The following is a 20,657-nucleotide window of genomic DNA, read 5'->3' on the forward strand; positions in this document are numbered from 1 at the left end:
AACTGCTGACTTTAATGGGGTGGACCGTAATAATAGCCATAATACGGGCTGTAGTACCGAACTTGAGGCGGCCCATTGGCCTGCGGCGGGCCAGCCTGGTAGGAAAGCCGCTGCATCTCCCTCTCGGAGACTGTTCTTACCGTTGCCGGAGCCGCAGTCTGGAAGGTCAGAACCGACTCTGGCGGGATGATGATCTGGCCGCGGGGCGTCGCCGCCGAACCAGCCAGACCGACTCCTGCGCCGGCCCCTGCGCCAATCGCTGCGCCTGCTCCGCCGCCGACAATTCCGCCAAGAATGGCTCCAAAGGCACTTGTACCGACCGTCGCTCCTACGGTCGAGCCTGATTTGTCCTGGCCAGTTGCAGCCCAGACCTCCGTCTGCAGCGGATAAACCTGACCGCCCAGCGTGAGACTGTCGATTTGTAACGCGAGCTGTCCTTGCCCCTTGAACGTGCCAGCCTTCTTAGCTCCAACGACTTGGCCGCTTACCGTCGCGCCGCGCGGGATCGCAACCTGACCGCCGGCCACTATGTCTGTCAGGACCGTTCCATCAAAGACAGCGCCCGCCTGGATATGGTTGGAATCAAGGCCGCGGTTAATGCGGATGCGCAAGATCGATCCCGGGGGAACGGTGACTGGGATTCCCGCCTGCTGGCCGCCAGGAATGGGAGCACCGTTGGCCGGGGGACCATAGGTTTGACCCATCGGCTGCCTCCCATCCGGAGGCCCCTGCTGTCCTTCATTGCCCTCAGGAGGTGGTGCGCTCTGCCCCTGCATCTGCTGTTCATCAGGCGGCGGTGCGCCGTTCTGCATGTTCTGGCCCGGCGGAGGAGCGCCGGCCTGTCCCTGAGCCGGGGCGTACGTTCCATCCGACTGCAGCACCATGTTCTGCGATCCGTCCGGCTGACCATTGGCAGGAGCGCCATTCTGATCCCCCTGCATCGCCTGGCCGCCTGCTGAAGCCGGCGGCGTGTCCCCGAGCACCAACTCATCCACCACCTTCTGGACGCCCTGCGCCCGCGCCGCCAGATTTTCGGCCTTCGTACGCATAGCCTCATCATGGACGTTGCCCGTTAAGGTAACCGTCCCATACACCGTGGAGGTCTGGATATTTTGTGAAGACAGCTCCGGAGCGCTGGCTAACGCTCTAAGTACATTCGACTCAATCTGCGCATCCGGAAGCGTCGTCGAATTTCCCTGCCCCGGATTGCCTTGTGCCGAGATTGCCACCGCACCCGACATCAAACCGGCTGCCAGAAATGCCATCCCTACGCCATGAAACCTTCGAACGTTCATCGTCTACTCCTCATGCGCCTCGCGGAAGACACCGCGACGCGTTCTTGCTTGGCTTTCCTCCGCGATTTTAAGACAGTACCTCCGTGGGACACCGACAGTATCACAGACGTGGTTTCAAGAGAAAAGTTCCGGTCTGGCGGCTGTCCAATCTTCTATATAGATGCGCGCGGCCCCGAGAGGGCGGCACAACACTCAACAAACCCCGGGAAGTACGCTAGAGATCCTGGAAGATTGACCCTCACCACACCGCGACATATAATCAAAGAGCGGGGTGGAGCAGCCCGGTAGCTCGTTGGGCTCATAACCCAAAGGTCGTAGGTTCAAATCCTACCCCCGCAACCAAAAAACCTACGTATTTCCAATTACTTCCAAGCCCCGCAGCTTGGAAGTTTTCTCTTTGAGGGTGGATAAGAGGGCGGAATCGACGGAGCTGTGATGTTGTTTGCTCTGTACTTCTGCAACAGCCTTCTCAAGTTCATCACCCAGACCTCTAGCTGCGTCCTCGTTTCCTTTCCAGTCGAGCGTGTGACCGTACACGTCCAGGGTGAAGCTCCCAGTGAGTGCATGACCGATGCGTTCTTGGATCGTTTTGAGAGGGACGCGCAACGCATCCATCATCGATACGTTGAAGTGACGAAAGGCATGGTATCCGGCCTTTGGCAATTGCAACGTTTCGAGGATAGGTGCAAGGCGTCGGCTCCGTTCCACATCCATATCTAACGGGCTACCAGTGCTCACAGAGAACAACCGGGTTTGGTTGACTGCTTTCTGACGACCAATCTGCTTCCACAGCAATTCGGAAAGCTGTGGAGAGATGGCAATCGTTCGCACGGCATTCTGCGTCTTCGGGGCCTGGTCTTCCCCGCCCCACACGGACTGCTCGATGGTAATCCGGTCAAGCGCCACGTTCTGGATACGCATCCCTGAAAGCTCCCCTGCTCGGATGCCGGTCTCAGCAAACAGCCAATAAACGCACGCTTGCTGTTCCGTTGCCCCAGAGACGATGATGCGAGCCACATCCTCAAGAGTGAAGAAGCGTGGTTTTTTCTTCGTGTTCTTAGGGAGCTTTGGCTTCGGCAAGGTCGCGTCAACGTACTTCTGAGCAAGGGCCGCATCCCAGATGAGGCGGATGGTCCCCCACACATTCCGTATCGTCTTCGGTTCTTTACCTTCGCGGGTGAGCTTCGCAATGAGCCGCTGAACATCACCGGCGTCAATCGCTCGCATGTCCTTTATGCCGAACACAGCCTTCAGCAATCGAAGGTGTGTCCGCACGCTGGATTGTGTAGATGGCTTCGAGAGCACTAAATAATCTCGCTCCCAAATCTCTGCAAAGGCTTCAAAGGTTGCAGTCTTGCGCTCCCTCGATGGGAAGGTTGATTTTTCGTTGACGCGGTTCAGATAGGGTTGAAGCAAATTCTTTGCTTCGCTTTTCCGCACGGGCGTTCCATCCGGCTTGCGGGACGTTGATAGAACGATGCGAACCTTTCTGCGCCGCTCGACGCCATGAGCATCTAGCGCGTATTCGGAATATTCGCCAAGCCATCGCGTGTTAGTTGAGTTGAGATACACGGTTCCTCTTTGAAATCTTCGACGTGCCACGGTAGTACCGATGCCTTTCCGTGTTGTCGAATCAATCGCTGCTAGAGGAAGTTTAACTTGTTTGCGCTTCGCCTTCGCGAAGAAGTTGCGCTGCTTTGGTGCTTCAGTTTTTGGGGTATCCAACGTTGGACCTAGTACCCGCGCTCTACGGGCGTGTGCGCCATTCAGCTGTGTGAACGGAGAACAAGAGCAACGCCACAAAGTTCTTGCGATTTCCGCAAATGCGTGGCGGTCGGCTCTGTTCTGAGTCAATCCCACATCAGGATGATGGGTTTCAAGCGAAGCGTGGTAGGAATGACTGAAGCAATGTTACCACGATATGCAGGAAAAAGCAAACGTAACTGTAATGTGGACAGCGACTTACGCGCTGACATGTTTAAACTTTGGCCTTCTACAACGACATGCAACCCATCATCATGCTTTGCCCTCTGATCCGAACTTGCCGAAAACCCGACTTCACGGGCAGTTCGATCCACATGCTGACTCAGCGCAGTATAAAATTCCCCCTGTGAAACCCGCGGGCCCAATTCGGAGATCGATCTACAGCGCAACCCTGCTGGCCCTTTTCGCTGTGATGCCGTTCGTCTTCGCGCAGAGTGCTGCGCCATCGGCCGCGACGCTGCAACCCGAGTTCGAAGCCGTTTCCATCCACCTAGTCGATCCCCATGCCGCTGAAAACCCTTCGCGGTCTTCGTTGAGTTCCTTTCCTACCAATCTCTTCACGATGAGGGGCGTGCCGCTTACCTTCCTGATCCAGCTCGCGTATAACATCGAAAGCGCGGACTACATCTCCGCGATGCCTGGCTGGATGGAATCGCAGGAGTACCACGTCTCCGCCAAAGTCGAGGGCGACCAGCAGCTTACCCTCGAACAGATGCGGCCGATGCTGCAGCGCCTACTGGAACAGCGCTTCCATCTCGTGTTTCATCGCGAAACCAAAATGACAGCCGGCTTCGAGCTGATTGTCGCCAAAGGCGGCCCCAAGCTCCAGCCCAGCAAAAACAACAGCAAGCCCTCGGCACAGTTACTCTCAAATCGCCTCGACGTCGGACACATGAACGCCGAACACATCGCCGGCGTCCTCGCCCATCGCGCAGGCCAACCCGTGGTCGACAAGACCGGCCTGACCGGCAACTACGACTTCACACTCTCCTACGCCCCCGCCAACGATTCCAACTCCAGCCTCCCCGACTTCTTCACCGCGCTTCAAGAACAGCTCGGCCTCAAGCTGGAATCGCAGAAAGTCCCCGTGAACTTCCTGGTCATCGACCACGTCGACAAGATCCCCACTGAGAACTAAACCTCCACCATTCCCGATCACCCCCGGCCAACCAGCCACCGCCAAACCAATCAACCAGCGACCTGCGTTGCGACTTCGGACAGCAAACGGCAGCACGATCCCTGAAAACGGCGTTTTCGGAAACTACGGCCCTGAAGTTGCCGAAAACGAGACTTTCCAGGGAGCTAGACGCGCAGGCGCGAGCAAATCTCCGAATCGGACGGTAGACAGTCAGCTATCATGGCCCTGTATCCATGAGAAGGTGCTTTTGAATGACCAGACTTGCAAAGGTTCTAGGTCTTTTAGCTTGCGCGGCCGCGATCTCGCTACCGGTGTATGGGCTATTTCACGGATACTTCGACCACGGGCTGTTTGAGGTCAAACAGACGCAATGGTCGCCGTCACACCAGGTTGCTATCGTGGCCGAACGCTCGGACCATGACGCTCTAGGGGGCTTGACATATTTCGTGCTGATCAGCGACCACGTATTGTCTCCCAACGAGCTCAGGCGTGAGTATTACAGCGACGCTGTTGTGTTTGCTGCTACCGCTACTTGTCTACAAGTCGAATGGGAGAGTTCTACGACATTGTCCATAAAATGTGACGGTTCGGTCGTAGACGGAGACCACATAGACGTTCAGAAGAGGCTGAGCGATGAAGTCAACGTCTCGTACGCCAACATCGCTATCAAATAACTCAAAACGACACATTCACGTTTCCCATTCCCACAAAACGGTGTTTCATCCAAGTTCAAAGAGCGGCAAAGTCGAACTTGCTCAAAACCCGACTTTTGAGGAAAGACCGACTGGAGCCACAAGCGGACTAGTCGGTGCCCACTGCGCTAGTTTTCGGAAGGCATCTCGACGTTATCAACTACGAGCACTTCAACAGGCCCTTTGGAAGGCTCAAGCTTCAACCCGAGCTGTTCCTGGATGGCGGTGAATAAAGAAGGGCCGGCGTCAATCGCCGAGGAGTCTGTAGTTGGGTTGCTATCGGTGTCTGGCGTCCACTTGAGCGTAATGTCGTAACGTCCGGCAATTCGCGTTTTATCCAGGACAACGCGGCCCAGATCCGCCGATGCCTCCTGGGTTAACGCCTGGGCGACTTCCGGCAGGGTCAGGTTGTTGCCCTCAATCAGGCCGTTGCCTGACGACGTACCTGAGCCCCGTTCCGGTTTCTTTGGCAATTGCAGCTTCGACCCATTCTTGGCGACAACCAAGGCATAGACGGGAAGTTCCTGCGTATCCCAGTGAACTTGTAAGTGAAAGCGGTCGGCCAGGAGTTGTTGAAACGCCGCCTGCATCCGGAGTTTCCGCTGGTCGCGGCTGAGCTTGCGTACCTGCTCCGCAACGCTAGGCTCAATCTCGGCCTGAATATCGAACCGCTCGGAAGCTAGCCACTTCGGGCCACCTAAAATGCGTGCATCGGGAACCCCGTAGGCGGAATATTGCATTAGGTTCTCGAGCGTGATGTTCGTAGCGGTAAAGCGCCCGTTGGAATACTCGGAATGCGACCCGGAGCTCCCGGAGTGGTTGATTTTGACGGTGCTGACTTCAAAAACTGCGGAGGAACTAACATCGCCGTTGGGTGGCGCAGTCGTCGTTTGCGATAGGGATGGGAGCGTAAGCAAGAAGACCAAAGTCGGAAGCAGCGTCTTGGCGTGAGGCCGCCTTAGGCCAATACTTTGGAACATGAGTAAACCATCCCGTTCTGCAAAGTCAGACGACGGATTGCCACCAGGGTGACAGTTTACCTCGCGTCCTGCAACGGCGTTATCGGAAAGTAAAGGACGAAGTTGCCGAACCCGACTTTCAAGGAGATTGAGTTCGAGCACCGGATAACGCCCAAATCTTTTCCTCACGAAGCAGTTAGCCAGTTTCTTGTTCGGATTACTCTTGGGCGGAGGGACTCTCATTACGCGTCGCCGTTCGTTTGTAAATCACGAGTGAGTAGGTAGCCGAAAGGAGCATTGCGAGCGCGAACGGGAGCAGAAACCACCGGGACGTCCCGCTAAGGCCAAGGCTAACCCACAGTCCCGCTAAACACGGTGATCCATGATGCGAATCGGTGGGTTGCGATCCAAACTCGTTCGCTGGCGAGCGTCCAGGGCGTTCGGACGCCCAGGAAGAAGTTAGGACGCACCTTGCTCAACAGATTGCCAACGCGAACTCCCAGTCGTTTGGCTCCCTTGACCCTGCGAATGCCTGCGGCAAGGTCGGGGCTGAGCAGCCCGCAATCCGAAGCCTCATATGCGAGCCTGCGAACCGCAGCTAGTCGGAGGTTGATTGTTGAAGGAGCGTATCTCCGCTGCTCCAGCGCGATGCGGTAGCGGGTCACTACGGTTTTGTTGAACGCGAGTCGCGGTTCGGAGCAGTACCACTCAATGAAGTCGCGGATGGCGTGGTCATACGACCGTCGCGAGTTCAAGGAAGGAAGGCTGTTGAGGACTGCTGATTTGGAATAATCGAGGTCAGGAAGTTTGAGAATGCTCTTTGGTTTCTTTGCTCTTTTCGCCATTGTTTTCGGCCTCCTAGCCGTGGCGAAAGGATGCAGAATATGGAAATCGAGAGTGGTAGGCTCACATCATGCAAACCGAAACAATCTACATGCCGCTTGCAAATGAAGGCACATCGGTGTGGCGCCCAGTATCTGCCAAAGTACTTAGTCCAGCCTTGTTTGAACTGGAGGTGCCGGAGCCAGAAGATGAAGAGTGGCTTTACAGGGCGGCAAAGAATGTTCTGGTTGAACATCGCGTATTCGCCGACGGCAAGTGCGGATTCGCGGTTGCTGGCGAAGCATCGTCTTTGCCTGTATGGCTTACGAGCACAGAACTGGACATCGTGCAGAATGCGCTCAACGAGATTTGTCATGGCATTGCGATGGGCGATGACTTCGAAACCCGCATAGGCAGCAAACTGGCCGATGCGCGTGCCTTACTTACCAAAATCGCTACCGTCCGACGCACCTAGCCAACAATTAGTACCGACAAGTCGGCTTCCCGTCAGCAATCAGTCTTGTTTCCTGAAAATGGTGTTTCGGCATCAACAACAGCAGGGTTCCAAAACAAACAGTAGGGTTCCAAAACGCAGAAAAGGCCCCTCGCCGAATTGGCGAGGGGCATTCGTGCAGCCGTTTGGGAGGGTATAGCTGCAACTTGATCATGAGTGAGCGAGTGAGCACGATAACGACTACATCGCGCGTGCCGTACGAAAAATGGTGCGGCCCCGGAGGGGTCGCGAGAGCTTGTTTCCGTACCTCTAACGTTGAGGTTTGGGGCCAGGGCCGACGTTCGGCAAAGTAAGCTTGTCGGGGGTGAGCCTAAATACTCGTCGATACTGCTCAGACGACATCCGCGCAACTTGACGCTCGGAATAAACCTCTTTCACGCCTGTCTCCTGGTTCCAGCCCTCATAGGTGAGAGGACCCGCCGGTGGCGCGATACGTAGGGACACCTTTCGCTTTTGCTCTGGCTTCGGTTCCGGCTCAGGCTCCGGTTCGAGCTGCTCGAATGGCACGCCGGCTTCAATCATCCTCTTGTATAACCGTTCGAGCATCGTCGTCGAAACGATCCGAACCCCATGCCTCTCGAAATAGTCGCCCAACATATCCAAGTTTCGTGGACTCGGAAGAAAGCTTGGGGTGCTATCGATGAACGAATCGAACGCTTGAACATTGAACTTTACAGCTTCGGGAGTTGGCATTGATGCGTTCACGAGTTCCGGGTTCACGTAGAGATCCACATCATAGAACTTGGGGTCGGTGAGTACCTGGCGCTGCAACGCAGCGATCTTGCGGTGTGTTTCGACCAACTCGGCTTCAGCCTTACGAACAGCCTCTAAGCGCTCCGCTTCTTTGGCCGCTTCTTGGTCGCGGCGCTCCTTGATTGCAAGACGCTGGCGTTCTGACATCGGCTGAGGTTCCGTGTCGCGATACTGGCTAAGAGGCCTACCAATTTTATGGTCAGCGGTCTCGGTTTCCATCCTCAATGCTGCCTCGCGCTCCCTGGCTCGTTGTGCTTCGGCTTCGATCGCTGCGGCTGTTGTAGCTGCATCGCGCTTTCCAGCACGACGTTCCGCGGCAAGCTGGCGCATGGTCGTTTCAGTTCCGCACGCACTGTTTCGGCACCGGGCCGCCCCGTTGCGTACTTGCGAATGACTAATCGTGCTTCTAGATCCGCAGGTTGTGCAGGTGCAGTTATAGCGCGGTTCTGGTGACCGGCTGGTCATCTCCCCGATTTTCAATCCGTTGACTGTTTGTCCTGCCACGGATGCCAGACCAACCATTTCTCGTGTGGTGCTCATTTTGACTCTCCCATTGCCATCGTTCGGCCTTGATTGCCACAGTCTTCGATTCAGACTTGGTCGGTATCGCGGATTGCGCGCCGTTCAAGCCGAGTTGATTGGGCATGTTTTAGTTCCTTGTTACAAAAGCAACGGCTTCACCACCTTGGCTAGAAGTAACCAGGTGGTGAAGCCGTTGCTTGTCGTGCTTTTATCTCTACTGCGAACGTAGTGCTAGCAGGATGCTGTTAGAACCGTTTGGACTACTCGGGGACACCGTGCCACTCATCGTGTAGCTCCCCGGAGCTGGAGCGAATAGGTAGGCCGCCGTTGTACCATAAGGGCACCATGGGCAATTGGCAGTAAGCATGGTGAAGATGGGCGGGTTGAAGGTGAGGACCGAGCCAAAATTGCCCACCTCTTCCCAGCCAATCAACATATCGTGGTTGAGGGTAGTGGTGATGGGGCCTACAGAGAATGAGGTCGTGGTACCGCTCGCGCTGTTGAAGAGCACAGTCCCGTCTAGAGGGGTAGTGGCATTGATGAAGGAGACCGCCACGACGCCCACCGCCGGGAAAGATACCGGAGATGTGGGCGTGACCGTTATGGTATGCGATCCGGCAGAGGCCGAAGAAAATACCCATGCGCAAGAGACAACACCGTTATCACCTATCAGCGTTGCGGTCGATCCTCCCGAGTCCACAACGCTGGCGATGCCCGTAGTGCAACTGGTAGCAGGCACTCCGAGGAGCACAATCACATCCCCCGCGTTGGCGGTCACAGTGCAGCCAAAGGAAGACACTGGACCGGCAACGGGGTTGGTGCAGCTACTAGTAATCGAGGGGAGTACCCCGCCGTTGACCGACGTGGTAAAGGGTGAGCTAGGATTTTGACCTAGCAACAATCCCAGGGCTAGAACAACACCACATGCGATAGATCGAATCATCGCGCCCCCACGGTAAAGGTAATAGCGGAATACGACACGGGGGAGCCGGACTGATTACATATCTCTCCCCCAACGGTGTTTAGAGCAATGGGATACAGTCGGATTGTTACGCCTCCATTGGCTCCCCAACCTACTAAGGAAGCGGTCGGCCCTGTGAAACCTGCTGTGACTAAACTCATGGGAGTAGTAGTCACTCCGGCTAACGTGAAGTTGGATATTGCCGTGCAGGTATTCGCGGCTTGAGAACCCGCTCCAATAACCAAGGGGATAGGCTCGTAGTTAGTGATGTTGTAATACTTATGAGTCGTCGGATCACATCCATCAATCTCCGGAGTGCCGTTGACAATGACGTAGTTTCCTACGATGCAGGTATAACCCACAAAGGAAACGACTCCGTTGAATACTTGCGATCCGAAGAAGACACCACCACCACCTAACGGGTTGGTAGCGAGGTCGAACCCAAGTACCGGGACATAGACCGGATCCGCAGTATCAAAGTTGAGAAGAGTCCGGTGGTTGAGCGGGTCGGTTATGTAACTTTCGACCGATACATCGTCTACAAACAGGTAATAAGGCTTGGCATTCCCGGCTTGCGGCTCAGCGCCATGTTCATGTATCAGAGCGCCATTGTTATTCGGCCTCATGCTCACATCAATCATATTGCTGAATCGCCCCGCGGCTTGATATGCAGATCCATCCACCGTAAAACCACTGTTCTCGGCTTGGAATAAGAACGGGAGACCGGTCGGTCCATCATCTATTTCCGAGATACCACCCGAAAACTGGCTGGGCGTGGATTGGCCGTGAACTATTTGTATATCCGTCAGCCCTATTTGGGTGGTCGGAGCGTCGAGTATTGAATCACCGGGATTCCAGGTCGTGTTATTAGGCGTTACCTCAACCCCAAACAAGCTAGGCGAGTACACCGCAAAGGCGCCGGGATAGAAGTTGACGACATGCTGTGGCTGCCCAATGTTGCATGTATGATCCGGCCCCTCGTCTGCTCCAGTTTGTGCCCATGTGATTGCGGAATTGAAGTTGTCCAAGCTATTGGTCGCAACGGTAAAAGTCCCGTTGAGATCAGTGTGTACCGTGCACCCGAAAACAACAATCGTGGACCCCACTGGGTAATTCCAAGGGAAGACATTGAGTTGCCCAGGAGTCAACCCGGCAACACTGGTCGTACGGCTGATAGACGCAGGGCCGAAGGCAACCGGCTGGGGAATCGTGTTGCTGCTAACCGGGCCGATGCAATCGCCCGACCAGCAGTTAGCAGTTGCCAACTGAGTAGTGCTGAATGCTCCGAGTACCTGATACGCCATAGGCCAATAAGCGTTGCCTGTTCCTATGGTGGCATTTGCTTGGTCGACGATGAACTGACCGCACGGGCCACCCTGCATGATGAGCACGCCGCCTTGCCAATTATGATAGGTGGTGAAGGTGATCGTTTGAACGCCCGCTACCGGAGCAGGAGCAGCCGTAATCATTACGTTGTCCTGGTACCCTTGAGCCATGCACGCAAGCCCCGTAGTGAACGATCCGGGGGAAGCAGGGGATGTACCCAACGTCACGCTAGCCGTCACTGATACCGCAACGGTTGAATTGGTCGTCGACCCATTAGGCGTACCCGTTGCCATAGTGCCCCATGCAGTCGACTGGGTATAGCTCCCGCCGGTTGTTGTATATGTGTAGTAGTCTCCACCCACTTGGCTCATACTCGTGATCGTTGCCGTTGACAACACGGTCTGGAAGTCGAGAATGATGCTCTGGGGAACGAAAGCAAAACCTGCCGACGCTTGTCCTTCACATCCTTGACCATGTGAGAAGCAACCAACGCCAGTCGCCCCTAGCACCGTCGATCCTGTACCGATTGGAGCTAACGATGCAGTGAGAAGCACGCCGCGATCATTCCCGCAAGCCGCGGTGACGGTTATATCTCCTGTTACGGGTATACCTCCGCCTGTGGGTCCGCAAAGTTTGCCTACGTTACCCGCACCGATGCCATTGCCACTGCTCAAATAGAATCCAATCCCCTGGCCCGCTAAAATGTTCACAGTGCCGAAGGTGGAGCTGGTCCAGGTCTGAGTACCGGTTGAGGCTGCTACCGGAACGGGGATAACCTGATTGATACTTACAACCCCTGAAGTGTTGGTCGGGGTATAGATCACAGCGTAGCCCGTCTGAGCGGTGAGTGTCTCGGTGGAAATGATCGAGAAGGAATTGAGAGCGCCGTTACCGGCAAATAAATTGCTTATCCCTCCCGCCTCATTCGTGTAGTCCCATAGATACAGTTGCCCGGTGGTGGTGTTGTAAAAGTCTCCGGTCAGCGTTCCGATCACAGGGTTGTTCAAAGCGCCTTGGAAATAACCAACCTGCTCATCGTGGTAATCGATACCCTGCTGCTCTTCGTCCGAGCCAAAGTACGCTCCTCCGTAGAAGAGGTTATAGGCGTAGTCCCAGGCGCAATCTCCAACCTTGATGCAGGTGAAGTTGCTCGAAAACCCCTGAGCGATGGAGGGCGTATTCACCATGAAGTCGAGATGAAGCCCTTGGATGCCGGCCCACGGGCCGTTGTTGTTGTAGAACCCAGCCACGATGCTGGTAGTGCTGAGGTTCATGTTCGTGGTGCTAACAGGCGTCGTTCCGGTATTTTTTACCGTGACACCGAAACCACTGTTGGTCTGAAAGATCGTTTGATTTGAGGTGGACGCAACGAGGATGGTACCGGTGGCCGCGCAGTTTGCCGTGTTGACGGTCCACACTCCATCTGTCTCAAGGGCGCAGCCGTTTAGACCGCCGGTGCTGATTCCGAAACCTCCATTGGTAGTGCCTAGAACTCCCTGAACCTGAGTAGCGAGATTGAGCTTTCCAGACGGTCCCTGGGCCTGGCTGGGGATCGCGCAGGCGAACGCCAACGCGAGAGTGAGCCACAGGGCTCGAAGTAGTGATAATGACTGGCGCAAAAAGACGTTCTCCGTTAATTGGCAGTGGTCGGGGTATCGTGAAAAGCCCCATCGACGACTGCGGTTGTGTACCCCACCCCTGGGACAAGCAACCCTTTATTTCCGTGTTACAAAAAGCACAGGCTTCACCACCACGGAGAGTGTCCGGGGCAGTGAAGCCTGTGCTTGCGGTTCTATTTGTTTGTGATCCTGCTAAGAGTGGCAATTGGAAAGCAGGGAATAATACCCACACGTCCCATCTTCTATTACTTCTCCGATTGCCATATTCCCGTCTTGATCGCCGCCGTCATCGTCAATCTGATGTCGCGGCTGGCTTCAAGTAGGGCACGCGCGTCCGTGACCGGTGCGCCCTGAGGCGAGAAAAAGGCTTTAGCCCAACGAGGACATTGATCTTTGGGGTCATGAAAGATGAACGAGACATTTCGTCCGTCATCTACTTTCGTCGTGGAAAGGTGCGCGTCAGCGCCGAGGGTGTGGCGTAGGTAGGACGCCAGACCCAAGCTCCGCGTGTGGTAGTGCGTCATACGTTCCTCCGTTTCGGGGAGCCGCGCCGGACGATGCGGAAATACTGACCGGGATGCAGACCGCGGGCCTCGAAGACTCTGGCCAATCGTCGAATCAGTTTTGCCTCTTTGTTGCTAACAACTGTGTCATCTTCCACCAAGCGTTCCCACGATGCGAGCATCTCGGCATCACCGTTGCATGCAAAAGTTACGGCGTGCAAAACATCAATTTCATAGTGCACGCTGTCCGGAGAAACTCGCCTGGAACGCGTTGGGGGACTGGGGTTGTAATCTGTCGCGCACAGGACCGGCAACTGCCGGACCTGCTTGTAAGCGTCGCTCACGCTCTGGACGAGCCGCAGTTCCCATTCCCACCGTGATTCCTTTGCGAGTCCCGTAACCGCGGACTCAATAGCTTCATTCTTCATCGGCTCCTTTATGAGATTTTGTTCGACAGCCCCAAAGCAGACATGCACGGCGAGACAGTGGGAGTCAGTGCTCCCACCTCTTAGCTCACGCGCGACGTTTGAAAGGATGCTGTTTTGTCCAGGTCCGAATGATGCGTATCTGATACGCAAAGCCGATGTGTCGGCTCTCTGGTTCGGATGGACTTGAGTGCTCTACGGATACATAGAGCAAAGACCGTTTATGCGATAAAGTCCAAGGGGTTCTCGGACTCTTTGAGGGTTCCTACTCCAACCATTATCGTTTGATACGCGTCTTCGTCTCCCGGACCTAGTTTGACCGGGCGTTGTGGGAGCTTACCGCTTCCAGCGTAGAACCAGATCTTTCTCTCTTCTTCCTCCACGTCGTCTACATACGTGAGATCGGGGTTGTTCGCGCGATCTCTTAGCTGGTCTGTCTTCCACTGGCGAGCGAGCCATCGCGCTTTCGCCCGAAAGCGCTCATTCAGCGGGACAAGGGAGTCAAGAAACTCCGTTGGGTTATCTCCGATATATTCCCACGTTCGGGAAGAGATTTCGTCTGCGGCGTCACTGATATTCAGGTCAAGGGAAGTTCGTAATACATCCCATGCACCTGCGTAGACTGCCTTCTTATATTTGGTGATCCATTCACCCAACTCCGCGAGACCTCTTGCCTCACGCACAGTCGTTTCAATCGCCCATGTCGTGAGGGCTGGTAAGTCGTTCATGTCACCCGAATATTCCGGCAGGCGGCGTGACACTCGCGAGAGGACAGACCACCCGCAATAATAATTCGGCACCTTTTTGGCTTCTCTCAGAATCATCGCCGACAGGGCTTCAAAACTTACGTTCAGCTGTGCGATACGCGACGCCCATGCTACCGCTTGCTCACGAAATGTACACCTGTCGTCCAGTCCTATGAACTCGTCGAGGTGATCCCCTAGCTGTTGTGCGATGCGCTCTGCATCCAGGATTGTGGTGCCTTCGACTTCTAGGACCGCTTGTCGAACCGCTCCTTGCGTGCGCTTCTGCCGGTAGTATCGCAAAACTCGACGCCTTTGTTGCGCATGCGTTGGTGTCGACACCCTTTCTAATTCATCTGCTGCTCCTGCGGCGAGATTCGCCGCACTGATTCTCTCACTGCTCATTTGCCCCTTTTATGTGGATTTCTACTGCTGTGCTGCGTGTACTGCTGATTGCCCGGGCCGTTGCCGCTTCGTTCGCTATTACGCCGGATACATACCGCCAAACTACCTCGGGATTCGGAACCGGGGTGACACCGAACTTCTTGGAAGCCCGGATGATGCCGTGTTCCACGAACCGGTCAGATTCGGCGCACCACCTTCCCATCCAGGCCGGATCCGGCGCTGGAATCTGCGGTAGCATCAAGGCCCAGAGTTTGGCAGTCTCGCCAATACGGTTCACTAATGTCATCATGCGGCCTCCTTCCTTTTCTGTTCCAGGGTTGCATTCATCTCGTTCATTAGTCGCGGGAACGCATCCTCGAAGCCCTTACCCCGCTCTCTGCGCACAATGTCATCACCACAGGTCTCGTGGTAAAACTTGGCGACCGCTTCGATGGTCTGTCCACTGTAACCCTTGTTTAGAAGTCGGAGTACGTGTAATTCCCAGTTAGCTTCGTAGGTTGCGAAGCCCAGATTTGCCATCGTCGCTTTAGCAACCAATGATGCGGCTTTTGGCTCCCGTACTTTCGGTGCTGGCGTATTCGATACGACCGTCCCAGTTTGAGGGAATGGCCGCGTCTCTGTATGCGTAGCTTCAGCTTTTCCGGTCTTCCGCTTTTTGCGTTTGCTAAAGCGTTCAATGAAAGCCATTCCCTCTAGCTGGGATGGCGTCAGAGAGCTAATATCAGTAATTTTATTTGTTGTTTGTATAAGTTGTTTATATAGGTTACTTCCCTTTCCATGGGATGGTGACCCGCTAGGAGGGAACGGCGCTCCACCACTAGGGAACGGTGACGCATTAGGAGGGAACGGTGAACGTTCCATTCCCTCTAGTTGGGATTGGGCCATTACCTCTACGCGTGACGGGTCGAAGCAGCATCTCGGGTGTTCGGACGCCCACTCTTCGTGAGACAGCACCTTGTAATGCGTGGGCGAGAGCGTACCGTTGGAGCGGCGTGTCGGCTTCTTGAGCAGTTTGAACCAACCGGCCTCAAGGAGCGACTTGGCTACACCATACGGGGTATTTTTGCTCATGGACCTAAACCGCTCGGCTATTTTCGGCCCGGAGAAGTAGAGGGTTCCATTACCCCTGTCGTTGCCCAGTGCGAGCGCGCGGCATACATCATAGATTGCGTACTCGGTGGCGCTCATGTGATGGTGTGGGAAGCACCGCGATTGAGATGCAAGAGTATTTGAAGCTGGTGAAACTGTATCTTCTGACATGTCAGTCATTGGTTTCTTCTTTGTCCTTGTCGTGTACTTCCATGCCGCGTCGAAGAACGCAGTTATTGCGCCGAGCTGTCTCGCAATGGTTATGTGCTGTGCGGTCGACGGGCTAAGCCCTTGAGACCGTCATGTACATAAAATCCAGAAGCCAATCCCACCTGGCTCGCTGGGTGCTCTCCACATCCTAGTGGAAACATCTGTATTGATATTACCAAATGTTTGACAAATTGTCAAGCATAGAGTATAGGCCTCAGACTCACGCAAGATGTGGCGCGCGGTGCGTATCAGATACGGCGCGCCAGTCGTAGGTACCGACCGGCACCCTCGTTACATTCTCCAGACATCCTCGAGTGATTGTGGAGGACGCTCTACAGGAACCTTTGGCTCGGACAAGTAGCCGGAGGACTTCATCGTAGTATCGGGTAGCACCCGCTCCAGCATCATCTCAGGACTGAGCCGGTTGAAGCGAAATGTGTTCTGAGGATGCAGGTGATCTTCCAATATCACGCGGCAGGCCTCCAGGCGCTCGAGTCGGTGTATCGACTCATCGACCACAATGGCAAGAAATGCGCGGAACACCAACCTTTCTTTGACCTTGACTAACGCATCCTTCAGGCTCCAGCCATTCAGCGATCGACCGCCGGTAGCCCCTTCAAACATTTCAGCAAACTGTCGCTCCAATGCGGTTTCGCGAGGCCAGGGCTTTAGGAGTTCCTGAACTTCCGCGTGATCTTCTGTGGGCTCCGGTACTGCTGCTACTTGTAACCGGACCGCGTGCTCCGCTGCGACCATTCGACCCGCAAGGGTGATTGATTCATCTGAGATCAACGCCCTCAAGTCGTCCAACTTTTCACTACTGATCATTGCTTCCCTTTCTCATCAGCCCCAAGAACCGCTCCGCCGCCTCTTCTGCGCTCTCACGTGCTCGCGCTGGCTCGTGTGGGTGAGCACCTTGTCCGGGTTTTTCAATCGCTTCTGCTTTGCGTGCAGCGGCCCGTTCTCCTGCAATCGCGATGCGCTCCTGCGACTGCTCGAAGTGCAACAGGATCTCTGACATCCGAAGTGCGGCTTGTAATCTGATCCGTTCGTTTCGACTCGCAGCTAGCTCCCGCAAGGTCTTCATGGTCGCGTCGTAACGACGCGGTAGTCTTCTCATCATGAATAGAAAGAGCGCCGACCGCTTAGCGGGCCTGTAGGTGATGCTTGAGCAGGATGGTGATAGGCGCGTAGCGGGAGGTGGGACTCCTAGACACCCTTATGGGACCCTATGGGAACCTTGCTGAATCGGTGAGGACGGTATAGGTCCGACGCTGGCCGCGTCAGCAAAAGCGGAGCCGCCGGGTGCACGCGGACTCCCCCGGTCGGGGCTAAAGACAGGGTTGGTTAGGGACGTTACCGTCCCTATGGAATCAATGACATAGCGTCTCTCGCGTAGCGAATGAACAGCGAACAGAACAGCCCTTACCCTTATGAACATTGAGCTTTTGCATACCGATGTGTCGTAAGTTATTGATAAAAAGCCGGATGGTCACCACCCTTCCCGCTCTAAGTTGCTGAAAATACAGGCCAGATGTATCTATTACGACGTAAGCGATACATGCCATTTCTCCAATCCTTCTAACTCGGCGCGACCGATGCTTACGGCCTAGCCTCGTCTGAGCCGCGTAGACGTATCCCTGTGACACGTCGAACTGGTTAGCTACTTCCTTGCGCGAGTCGAGGGGTTTGAAACCGCCTTTGTCATTATTGACAGAAGCGGTTTTCGCCTTCCCCAAGGGGGTTACCCACGGCCTGTTGGTTCTTCTTCGCCTCGGCTGCCAGTAACGGTTTAGCCTCGACTGGGACCGCCGCACGTTGGCCCTTGGGTTCTAAGCCCTGCTATTGCGTATCGAATACGTATTGCTTTGACCCGTCGAGTGTAGGACGGCATCTTGCGGGAGCGGGCGCAGGATCAGTTCAAGCGTATTCGGATACGCATGGCGGATACATATCCCACACCTTCTCATCTCAATCGCTCCAGCTTCCGTATTGCGTCTGCATTTTCTGCAAACTATTTCGCATTAATTCTTGACACACTTCACTAGTGATGTGTATTGTTGATTTGTCGGCAGAATCTGAGGCCGAACATTTCAAACAGGAGACAGACAGATGCAGATGACACAGGAACGATTCAATGACGTGATGGCAGTCGCTACGAAGAATGTAGTGCAGGAAGAACGGGAGCTTTTTGGGAATCGTCGCCAGTTGCCGCTGGACGAGTCGGCGGTAGTTTTCAACCTTCGCCTCACTCATGAAGAAAAGTTGTTGCGTCTCGCCATCATCCGCGAAGCTAAGGCCGTCCGGCGGAATGCCCGCAAGCGCGCTGTTCAATCTCCAGTAGTCACCACGCCGATTACGTTCGGAGGACTCATCACAGATGCCGATACCATCCATGCTCGAGCCTTCGGAATCAGCTTGAGCTAAACGTGTAGGAGGCGGGCGGGGTTTGGTTTCCCCGTTCGTCTCAGTCGACACCGGCAATCGTCAGCGCTGAAGAAAGTCATGCCCGGGCTCGGGTATCGACTTCTCAGCGCATTGCCGTCAGCGGGTGACGAACCACAGTAAGCGGCAGAATACAGCGATCAAACGATAGAGGACATTACTATGCGGCATCACTTTACTCGCGACGAAATAAAGACCTTACTCGAAGGCGTACCGAATACGCGTAACCGGCTCATGCTCTTAGTTGGGTACAACCATGGGCTGCGTGTCAGTGAGCTGACGAACCTGAAGGGTGCGGATATTCGTGATGGGTATGTGATTGTAAAGCGGCTCAAGGGATCTTTAAAGACTGTTCAGCCCTATGTACAGCACGTCGATCCAACGTTCAATGAAGCCCCTGGCTTACAAGAGCTTGCGCGCACAGTTGGACCACAAGAGCGATTGTTTCCCATGACACCCAATGGCGTTGCCAAACTGATGCAGCGGACAGGTGCGCGGGTAGGACTACCACGCCATAAATTATTCCCACATAACCTAAAGCACAGCATCGCCCACGCCACCATTCAAGGTGCCGGTATCGAGAATGTCCGCCAATGGCTTGGGCACAAAAGTATTTCGTCGACTGGAGCCTACCTACGCGTCACCGACGAAGCCGCAGCGCAAGCCATCGCTAAAGCTCTGTAAAATGGGCTTGTTCTATCGGAGAAATTATGGAATGGCGACCTACATGGAATCTGCGGAGCATCCCAGACAATGAGTTCAACTCTGAGCGTGGGCGCAGACTCGCCGAGAAGCGATCCACTCCGGCTGTCCCTAAGAAGTTGCGGCCGTGCCCCTATTGTTCGCAACAATTTGGTGCGCGCGACATCCGGATTCACATGCCTAAATGCCCGAAGAGACCATGAGTCTCAGCGCAATGTTTGACAAATTTTATTGCTGCTAATTAGGCGCTATCTTACAGATTTTGCATAACTTCCAACAAAGATGTTTTGCCTGCATAGACGTGTGTTATTAGTATGCGCATGTCTGACTCGCCTAACCCCCATACCATCCGTGATCGTATCCTCTCGCACAAAGGCGCCTTGACCGCGCACGAGGTGGCAGACCTCTTCAACGTGAGTTGCAGGACTGTCCATAAGCACGCGAAAGATGGCGTCATGCCCAGCTTTCGCATCGGTGACTCCGTGCGCTTCGATCCGCTCGTGCTAGCCGACTGGTACGAGGGACAGCAGTTTGGATTGCCACCATCTCGCCGCGCGGTAAGGGGAAGACCATGACTGACGGTAACCCCAGCTCGAATCCCCAGCGCCCTGAACGGCTAGTCCTCCAGCGAATCGCCAGCGCGACAGCGGCACTTCGGTATGAATATCAGCGCAAATCACCGTCGCTATCAAATCCACTTTGGAGCGCTCAGCACCAATAATCCCAGCGCAGGTAGTTCGCACCTTGATTGGCTACATCCACAGCGCACCGGAAGCGCACTGGCATGAGGCTACAGCGCACGCAAGGGCAGGATCAGTGGCCTTACGGAATGTCAATAACTGAGGACATATTCAGTCGCAAGTTACACCCACAGGCGTCCGCCGCAATGTCAGCGCGTGCTCCAATGCTCGCATGGCGAAACCGTAATGTGATACGTGTGAGCGAGGCGGCAAAAGACCGTACACTGCGCTTTCTCAGCGGACTTTTCTATGCGCTAGAGGATCGCAATCACAGCATCGAGAAAGTCAACGGTCCACATGAAGTTAGGGTCGTAATAAATGGTGAACCAGTAGCTATCACCATTGTTGAGCCGAACTGGCGGGATGACAGAAAGAAAATAAGAAGACTCATTTTCTCAATAGATGGGCATGTCCCCAAGGGTGCTCAAAGGAACTGGCAGGACAGCGCATCTGGTGGCCTTGAGAAGAAAATACCCTCCATCGTCTTAGGACTGGAGCGCATGGCCCCCTTGTTACGGCAGTGGCGGGAGCAACTTGAAGCTAAGAGGGCGGTACGGGAGGCCGAACGAAGAGAACAGGAACTTCCCGCTTTTCGATTGAAGCAGCTTGAATCCGATTTGCAAGATTGGCAGAAGATGACCTTATTGATGGATCTCATCGCGTACCTCGACCGTAACACAGAGGAGACAGGAGAGGACCAAGAGCGCCTAAGAGCGTGGATTGAATGGGCGACAACTATTGCAAGGTGTTCGGACCCACTGAGCAAAGGCGTCAAATCATTTCTGGATCGGTACAGCCAAGCACCAGAAAGACCAGCCTGGTACTGACGCCGATTTATTCAGCGGATACAGCGCAATGAAGCGTCAGTTTTGACAGCGTACGGCGTAAAGGATTGGACTGCCCTTAGCATTAGTCTCATCAGCGCACGGTTTACACCGTTCATATTCTCAGCGCAACTGAGAAACAGAAAAGTCCTTCGCTATAGCCGGAGGAAGGTATAAGCTGGTCAGCAAAGCTCAACCTGACGACT

General features: G+C 54.8%; 21 protein-coding genes and 1 tRNA gene. 9 read left to right on the forward strand and 13 right to left on the reverse strand.

Features of this window, described 5'->3' with window-relative positions; genetic code table 11:
• Positions 1-11: 11 nt before the first annotated feature.
• Complete coding sequence (locus GSQ80_RS16145; RefSeq protein WP_158788580.1) at positions 12-1,295, reverse strand: BON domain-containing protein; 1,284 nt, start codon at positions 1,293-1,295, stop codon at positions 12-14.
• Positions 1,296-1,560: 265 nt separating this feature from the next.
• Here GSQ80_RS16145 and GSQ80_RS16150 point away from each other — a divergent pair.
• A tRNA-Met gene (locus tag GSQ80_RS16150) sits at positions 1,561-1,637 on the forward strand.
• A 6-nt stretch (positions 1,638-1,643) separates the two neighbouring features.
• Here the strand turns inward: GSQ80_RS16150 and xerC are convergent.
• Positions 1,644-3,020: a tyrosine recombinase XerC gene (xerC, locus tag GSQ80_RS16155; protein ID WP_158788581.1), complete on the reverse strand. Its 1,377-nt coding sequence runs from the start codon at positions 3,018-3,020 to the stop codon at positions 1,644-1,646.
• Positions 3,021-3,405: 385 nt separating this feature from the next.
• Here xerC and GSQ80_RS16160 point away from each other — a divergent pair, with 385 nt between their 5' ends.
• On the forward strand, positions 3,406-4,197 hold the full coding sequence (locus GSQ80_RS16160; RefSeq protein WP_158788582.1) for a TIGR03435 family protein: 792 nt from the start codon (positions 3,406-3,408) through the stop codon (positions 4,195-4,197).
• Between the two features lie 251 nt (positions 4,198-4,448).
• A complete protein-coding gene (locus tag GSQ80_RS16165; RefSeq protein WP_158788583.1) occupies positions 4,449-4,871 on the forward strand; it encodes a hypothetical protein in 423 nt (140 codons plus the stop codon).
• A gap of 146 nt (positions 4,872-5,017) precedes the next feature.
• Here GSQ80_RS16165 and GSQ80_RS16170 read toward each other — a convergent pair whose 3' ends face one another.
• Together GSQ80_RS16170 and GSQ80_RS16175 are read right to left on the reverse strand one after the other, a co-directional pair.
• The gene (locus tag GSQ80_RS16170; protein ID WP_158788584.1) at positions 5,018-6,091 is read right to left on the reverse strand and encodes a TIGR03435 family protein; all 1,074 of its coding nucleotides are present in this window, start codon (positions 6,089-6,091) and stop codon (positions 5,018-5,020) included.
• A 107-nt stretch (positions 6,092-6,198) separates the two neighbouring features.
• Positions 6,199-6,693 carry an SdpI family protein gene (locus GSQ80_RS16175; RefSeq protein WP_158788585.1) on the reverse strand — a complete coding sequence of 165 codons (495 nt, stop codon included), beginning with the start codon at positions 6,691-6,693 and terminating at the stop codon, positions 6,199-6,201.
• A gap of 68 nt (positions 6,694-6,761) precedes the next feature.
• Here GSQ80_RS16175 and GSQ80_RS16180 point away from each other — a divergent pair, with 68 nt between their 5' ends.
• Entirely contained in the window at positions 6,762-7,145 is a 384-nt protein-coding gene (locus GSQ80_RS16180; protein WP_158788586.1) for a hypothetical protein, read from the forward strand.
• Between the two features lie 288 nt (positions 7,146-7,433).
• Here GSQ80_RS16180 and GSQ80_RS16185 read toward each other — a convergent pair whose 3' ends face one another.
• A complete protein-coding gene (locus tag GSQ80_RS16185; protein WP_158788587.1) occupies positions 7,434-8,267 on the reverse strand; it encodes a hypothetical protein in 834 nt (277 codons plus the stop codon).
• Positions 8,268-8,824: 557 nt separating this feature from the next.
• Here GSQ80_RS16185 and GSQ80_RS16190 point away from each other — a divergent pair.
• A complete protein-coding gene (locus tag GSQ80_RS16190) occupies positions 8,825-9,349 on the forward strand; it encodes a hypothetical protein (RefSeq protein ID WP_158788588.1) in 525 nt (174 codons plus the stop codon).
• 49 nt (positions 9,350-9,398) lie between these two features.
• On the opposite strand, the gene GSQ80_RS16195 is transcribed toward GSQ80_RS16190, so the two are convergent.
• The 8 genes from GSQ80_RS16195 to GSQ80_RS16230 all read right to left on the reverse strand — a co-directional run bounded on the left by GSQ80_RS16195 (position 9,399) and on the right by GSQ80_RS16230 (position 16,827).
• Positions 9,399-12,365 (reverse strand): hypothetical protein, encoded by a 2,967-nt coding sequence (locus GSQ80_RS16195; protein WP_158788589.1) that lies wholly within the window; start codon positions 12,363-12,365, stop codon positions 9,399-9,401.
• A 245-nt stretch (positions 12,366-12,610) separates the two neighbouring features.
• A complete protein-coding gene (locus GSQ80_RS16200) occupies positions 12,611-12,889 on the reverse strand; it encodes a hypothetical protein (protein ID WP_158788590.1) in 279 nt (92 codons plus the stop codon).
• Positions 12,886-13,296, reverse strand: a complete 411-nt coding sequence (locus GSQ80_RS16205) for a hypothetical protein (RefSeq protein ID WP_158788591.1) — start codon at positions 13,294-13,296, stop codon at positions 12,886-12,888. Before GSQ80_RS16205 ends, GSQ80_RS16200 begins: the two co-directional genes overlap by 4 nt.
• A 218-nt stretch (positions 13,297-13,514) precedes the next feature.
• Entirely contained in the window at positions 13,515-14,339 is an 825-nt protein-coding gene (locus GSQ80_RS16210) for a hypothetical protein (protein ID WP_158788592.1), read from the reverse strand.
• 91 nt (positions 14,340-14,430) lie between these two features.
• Positions 14,431-14,730 (reverse strand): hypothetical protein, encoded by a 300-nt coding sequence (locus GSQ80_RS16215; RefSeq protein ID WP_158788593.1) that lies wholly within the window; start codon positions 14,728-14,730, stop codon positions 14,431-14,433.
• A complete protein-coding gene (locus GSQ80_RS16220; RefSeq protein WP_158788594.1) occupies positions 14,727-15,710 on the reverse strand; it encodes a hypothetical protein in 984 nt (327 codons plus the stop codon). Before GSQ80_RS16220 ends, GSQ80_RS16215 begins: the two co-directional genes overlap by 4 nt.
• Positions 15,711-16,031: 321 nt before the next feature.
• Entirely contained in the window at positions 16,032-16,568 is a 537-nt protein-coding gene (locus tag GSQ80_RS16225; RefSeq protein ID WP_158788595.1) for a hypothetical protein, read from the reverse strand.
• Positions 16,558-16,827: a hypothetical protein gene (locus GSQ80_RS16230; RefSeq protein ID WP_158788596.1), complete on the reverse strand. Its 270-nt coding sequence runs from the start codon at positions 16,825-16,827 to the stop codon at positions 16,558-16,560. Before GSQ80_RS16230 ends, GSQ80_RS16225 begins: the two co-directional genes overlap by 11 nt.
• Positions 16,828-17,852: 1,025 nt before the next feature.
• On the opposite strand from GSQ80_RS16230, the gene GSQ80_RS16235 reads away from it, so the two are divergent.
• From GSQ80_RS16235 to GSQ80_RS16250, 4 genes are all read left to right on the forward strand, one after another.
• The gene (locus tag GSQ80_RS16235; RefSeq protein ID WP_158788597.1) at positions 17,853-18,167 is read left to right on the forward strand and encodes a hypothetical protein; all 315 of its coding nucleotides are present in this window, start codon (positions 17,853-17,855) and stop codon (positions 18,165-18,167) included.
• A 180-nt stretch (positions 18,168-18,347) separates the two neighbouring features.
• The gene (locus GSQ80_RS16240; protein ID WP_158788598.1) at positions 18,348-18,869 is read left to right on the forward strand and encodes a tyrosine-type recombinase/integrase; all 522 of its coding nucleotides are present in this window, start codon (positions 18,348-18,350) and stop codon (positions 18,867-18,869) included.
• 338 nt (positions 18,870-19,207) lie between these two features.
• Positions 19,208-19,462 carry a helix-turn-helix domain-containing protein gene (locus GSQ80_RS23945; RefSeq protein WP_158788599.1) on the forward strand — a complete coding sequence of 85 codons (255 nt, stop codon included), beginning with the start codon at positions 19,208-19,210 and terminating at the stop codon, positions 19,460-19,462.
• Positions 19,463-19,824: 362 nt separating this feature from the next.
• A complete protein-coding gene (locus GSQ80_RS16250; RefSeq protein WP_158788600.1) occupies positions 19,825-20,454 on the forward strand; it encodes a hypothetical protein in 630 nt (209 codons plus the stop codon).
• The last annotated feature ends 203 nt before the right edge of the window (positions 20,455-20,657 follow it).

The organism is Granulicella sp. L46 (assembly GCF_009765785.1).
In the GTDB taxonomy this organism is placed as follows: Bacteria; Acidobacteriota; Terriglobia; order Terriglobales; family Acidobacteriaceae; genus Granulicella.